The organism is uncultured Corynebacterium sp. (assembly GCF_945649885.1).
Lineage (GTDB): Bacteria > Actinomycetota > Actinomycetes > Mycobacteriales > Mycobacteriaceae > Corynebacterium.
Genome location: NZ_CALZFS010000165.1, coordinates 1 through 4,622 on the forward strand (window position 1 = coordinate 1; position 4,622 = coordinate 4,622).

The 4,622-nt window shown below is 60.0% G+C and carries 6 protein-coding genes and 2 tRNA genes; 4 read left to right on the plus strand and 4 right to left on the minus strand.

Annotated features, from left to right (window positions below; translation table 11 throughout):
* From Q0M74_RS13045 to Q0M74_RS13055, 3 genes are all read right to left on the minus strand, one after another.
* Positions 1–637, minus strand: a 637-nt coding sequence (locus Q0M74_RS13045; RefSeq protein ID WP_293955163.1) for an SLC13 family permease, incomplete at its 3' end; no start/stop codon positions are given.
* Between the two features lie 393 nt (positions 638–1,030).
* Positions 1,031–1,103, minus strand: a tRNA-Arg gene (locus tag Q0M74_RS13050).
* A 31-nt stretch (positions 1,104–1,134) separates the two neighbouring features.
* Positions 1,135–1,223, minus strand: a tRNA-Ser gene (locus Q0M74_RS13055).
* Between the two features lie 149 nt (positions 1,224–1,372).
* Between Q0M74_RS13055 and hisC the strand changes: the two genes are divergently transcribed.
* From hisC to Q0M74_RS13070, 3 genes are read left to right on the plus strand one after another with little or no spacing between them, the layout of a single operon-like run.
* Positions 1,373–2,401 (plus strand): histidinol-phosphate transaminase, encoded by a 1,029-nt coding sequence (hisC, locus tag Q0M74_RS13060; protein ID WP_293955156.1) that lies wholly within the window; start codon positions 1,373–1,375, stop codon positions 2,399–2,401.
* Positions 2,391–2,816 carry a phage holin family protein gene (locus Q0M74_RS13065; RefSeq protein WP_293955165.1) on the plus strand — a complete coding sequence of 142 codons (426 nt, stop codon included), beginning with the start codon at positions 2,391–2,393 and terminating at the stop codon, positions 2,814–2,816. Before hisC ends, Q0M74_RS13065 begins: the two co-directional genes overlap by 11 nt.
* Positions 2,817–2,844: 28 nt before the next feature.
* On the plus strand, positions 2,845–3,753 hold the full coding sequence (locus Q0M74_RS13070) for an ABC transporter ATP-binding protein (RefSeq protein ID WP_293955159.1): 909 nt from the start codon (positions 2,845–2,847) through the stop codon (positions 3,751–3,753).
* Here the strand turns inward: Q0M74_RS13070 and Q0M74_RS13075 are convergent.
* Entirely contained in the window at positions 3,750–4,007 is a 258-nt protein-coding gene (locus Q0M74_RS13075; RefSeq protein ID WP_293955167.1) for a MoaD/ThiS family protein, read from the minus strand. The two genes, Q0M74_RS13070 and Q0M74_RS13075, sit on opposite strands and share 4 nt — an antisense overlap.
* 71 nt (positions 4,008–4,078) lie before the next feature.
* On the opposite strand from Q0M74_RS13075, the gene modA reads away from it, so the two are divergent.
* Positions 4,079–4,622 (plus strand): molybdate ABC transporter substrate-binding protein (modA, locus tag Q0M74_RS13080; protein WP_293955161.1); only part of this gene is annotated, 544 nt, incomplete at its 3' end.

The following is a 4,622-nucleotide window of genomic DNA, read 5'->3' on the forward strand; positions in this document are numbered from 1 at the left end:
TCAGGGTGCCCAGGGAACCGATGGATGCGGAGTATGCGATCGACAGCATGAGGCCCGTGGCGAATTTCTTCTGGTTCTTCATGCCGCCGACGGTTTCCGCGGTCAGGACGAGAACTGACATACCGATCGGCAGCATGACCACGGCCGTTGCGGTATTGGAAACCCACATGGACAGGAAGCCGGTGGCCACCATGAAACCAAGGATGAGCTGTTTCGGCTTGGTACCCACCGCCAGGACCACGGCCAGTGCCATACGTCGGTGCAGGTCCCACTTCTGTAGACCCAGGGCAAGCAGGAAGCCACCCAGGAATAGGAAGATGGTGGGGTTGGCATAAGGCGCTGCAGCCGAGGCGAATGAGGTCACCTGGAAGAGTGGGAAGGCGATCAATGGGATCAGGGCAGTCGCCGGCAGCGGGATCGCCTCGGTCATCCACCAGGTGGCCATCAGCACGGTGGTGGCGGCGGTGATGCGCATGGCTTCACGGGAGTATTCGGCCTCGGGGTCGAACCCTGCGGATTCGGAGACAACCTCCACGGCGTTGGCCGGGAAGAAGAGATAAACGAGCAGCGCCAGGATCACACCGGTTACCAGGCCGCGTGCCTGCCGGTGCCACTCCTTGCGATTACCCACCCGCATCACGTCGCCGGTTCCAACGGCGTCGTTTTCCTTCACTTCAGATGCGCTCATTTCAGCACGTTCCTTTCACGGTCCTTATCGACCACGGAATACTAACGCCCAGCATGCATCCTTACGCAAAACCTTAGGCAAAATAAGGTATGACCACATGGCCGGGCCACGTGCGCATAGCGAACTACCTGCGGAAATTCCTTTTATTTTGACATGAAAAGATTTTCCACACCCACCCCCGACACACCCCTATAATGAAAATTGTGCTAAAAACCCAACTCCGCCTAGCCGCACCGCACCCCTTGGCGCCCACTCCATGCTCCCCACCCCGAGATGGTGCTGTGCGCGGGCATGAAAAAACCCTGGTGAGATCTTCTTCAAGATCTCACCAGGGTTTAACTGTGCGCCCGGAGGGATTCGAACCCCCAACCTTCTGATCCGTAGTCAGATGCTCTATCCGTTGAGCTACGGGCGCAGACCTTCAGCTCGGCGAGGAACTGAAGGAGCGGAGACGAGAGGATTTGAACCTCCGGTCCTCCGTTAAGAGGACAACTCATTAGCAGTGAGCCCCATTCGGCCGCTCTGGCACGCCTCCATGGCCATAACAACGTCGTTGCTATAACCGTTTAGTACAGTACCGCGCACTTTCAACTTTAGACAAATTGAGTGCCCCATCTGCGTCTTCCCTGCTGCCCGTCTTGCACTCCGGGGGTCGTGTCCGGTGCCACTAGTAAGGTTGGACACATGATTCGAGCTGATCTCACCGATATCCCGACCTATGTCCCGGGTAGGCGCCTTGACCATGCCACCAAGCTGTCCTCCAATGAGGTGTCCTTCGCACCATTACCGGCGGCGGTGCAGGCTGTGACTGAGGCGGCCACCACCGCCAACCGTTATCCGGACATGGGCGCGGTGGAACTGCGTGAGGCCTTAGCCGAGCACCTGGAACTGGACGCAGAGCAGATCACCGTGGGATGTGGCTCCTCCGCGTTGTGCCAGCAGCTGGTTCAGGCCACCTGCGCTGCTGGCGATGAGGTGATCTTCCCATGGCGCAGTTTTGAGGCCTATCCGATTTTCGCCCGGGTTGCAGGTGCCACGGCTGTTCCGATTCCCCTGGTTGCGGACACCCAGGGCCATGACCTGGAGGCGATGATCGCAGCCATTACTGATCGGACCCGTCTGATCTTCCTCTGCAATCCGAATAACCCTTCCGGAACCACCTTCACTGAAGCTGAGTTCGAGGCATTCATGGAGCGCGTTCCGGACACTATCGTGGTGGGCCTGGATGAAGCCTATTTTGAGTTCAACCGCGCTGTGGACACCCCTGTGTCCACGGAAGCTGTGCAGCGTTATGCCAATGTGGTAGGTCTGCGTACCTTCTCCAAGGCCTATGGTCTGGCGGGCTTGCGTATCGGTTATGCCTTCGGTAACCCGGAGATCATCAACGCCATGAACAAGGTGGCCATCCCCTTCGCGGTCAGTTCCGTGGCCCAGGCCGCCGCCATCGCCTCCCTGAATTCCGCTGATGAGCTATTGGAACGCACGGAAGAGGTGGTGGTGGAACGTCAGCGGGCAGCACAGGCACTGGGTGCGGCCCCCAGCCAGGCGAACTTCATCTGGCTTCCCGGTGACAATGCTGCTCAGTTGGCTGAACAGCTGGCGGCACAGGGCGTGGTGATCCGCGCTTTCCCGGAGGGTGCACGCATCACCATCACCACCGCTGAGGACACTGAGAAACTCCTCACCGCCTGGGAGGTTATTGATCATGGGTAGCATCTGGCGTTTTGCAATTCGTACCGCAGCCACCGCAGCTGCACTGTGGGTGGTGATCATGCTTATCGACGGCATTTCCATCACCATCCCGGACACCCCGCTGTACGCCACCGGTGAATATGACAATGTGCTGGTCTTCCTCGGGGTCGCAGCCATCATCGTCTTACTCAATGCCACGGTGAAACCGGTGTTGAAGATGATCGGTCTGCCCCTGACCATCCTCACCCTGGGGTTGTTCTCCCTGGTGATCAACGCGGCGATCTTCCTGTTGGCGGAATGGATCTCTGACCTGGTGGGTCTGGGACTTGATATCGCTGATTTCTGGTCTGCCTTGTGGGGTGCCCTGGTGTTGGCGATCGTGAGTTGGATCCTCGGGCCCATCACCGGGCTACTCGGCGCCAACAGACGGGGTTAATCTCCCGGTGTCACTGCGGATTAATCAGGTGAGCCGGCATTTTGACGGTGTGGTGGCTCTGGATGATGTGAGCATTGAGGTCCCTGCCGGTTCCATCACCGCCATCGTGGGACCTTCGGGAAGTGGCAAGACCACCCTGCTGCGGTTGTTGGCCGGCCTGGATCATCCTGATGCCGGGGAGGTGAGCATCAACGGACAAGCGGTCCGGTTAGGGTCCACCGCCCTGTGTTTTCAGGATGCCCCCCTGTATCCACATCTCACAGTCTCCGAGAATGTCGCCTTCCCCCTACGGATCAAGGCTGGCCGCAGATCCGGAAGACCCGGCGCGACAGCGGAACAACGCGTGCGGGAGGTGTTGTCCATGCTGCGCATTGATCATCTGAGCGGGCGCAGGATCGCGGAGTTGTCGGGGGGACAGAAACAACGTGTCGGGATTGCCCGGGCGTTGGTGCGTGATGTGCAGGTGTATCTTTTCGACGAACCCATGGCACATCTTGATGAGCAGTTGGCCCGGGAGATCATTGCTGATCTGCGGCATATCCAGCAAACACTGGGGTTGACCTTTGTCTACATCACGCATTCGAAGGATGAGGCTTTTTCAGTGGCTGATCAGATGGTGGTGTTGCATGAGGGTCGGGTGGCACAGTTCGGACGACCGGAGGCGTTGGTGGATCATCCTGCGAGTTTGTTTGTTGCCGAGTTTTTGGCGGCGACGGCGTTGAACGTCGATAAGCAGGGCGCTCAGGTCACGGCTACCCGGCCGGAGGATGTGGCCGTCGTGCTGGATCGCACTGGGGTGGCGGTGGAGCAGGTGACCTATTTGGGGTCTGGTTGGTTGATCCGCACCGCCCGGGGTGCGGGGGTGTCTCCTGTGTCGCTGATGGTGGGTGATCGGGTGCGGTTGGAACCGCGCCGGTGTTTCACCTTCCCGGTTTAGCCGCCGGCGAAGGGGGGCAGGACGTCCACACGGGTAGCGCCGGCCAGGGGCGCGGCGGGTTCTGCGGAACGGCCGTCGATGAGGAAGGTACAGCGGTCAAATACCTGCGCCAGGGACATGCCGGCGGTGGTGGTGTCGGTGTTTTCCGCGCCGAGGCGTTCCAGCAGGTCGCTGAGGGTTCCTTCCTGCGGCGCAATAGTTTCCCGGTCTAACCCGCGGGCTGCGCGGGCAGCGGCGAAATAATGGATATCCATGGTCGGTGTCTTCTCACGCTTTCTCAATTACTCTCATTTTATACTGACTCAATCGTAGGAAAGGGACCATCATGAAGCAAGGGCTCAGCACCGGGGCGGCCCTGGTGATGCTCGCGGTTGCCCTGTCCGGATGTGCGCCTTCTGATCCGGGCACAGCCCACATCTTCGCGGCGGCCTCCCTGGGCAACGTGGGCGGAGAGCTTGCCGACGCCTTCATGGACACCCACCCGGAGGCGGAGATCATCTTCAACTTCGCCGGTTCCTCCGCCCTGGTCCGGCAGATCGATGAAGGTGCGCCCGCTGATATGTTCATCTCTGCTGATCAGGCCACCATGTCCACGGCACTGGAGCTGGATGAGTTCGCCGGGGCGCAGACTCAGGTGATTGCCACCAACCACCTGGTTTTAGCCACCGCAGAGGGGAACCCGGGTGGGATCACTGAACTTGCTGATCTTGCAGATGTCCTGGTGGCGGTCTGCGCCCCGCAGGTTCCCTGCGGCACCCTCAGCACCCAGGCACTTGAGCACGCCGGCCTGGAACTGGGCCGGAGTTCTGAGGAAGCCAACGTGGCCGATGTGAGCAGGAAGGTCTCCACCGCAGCGGTGGATGCCGGCT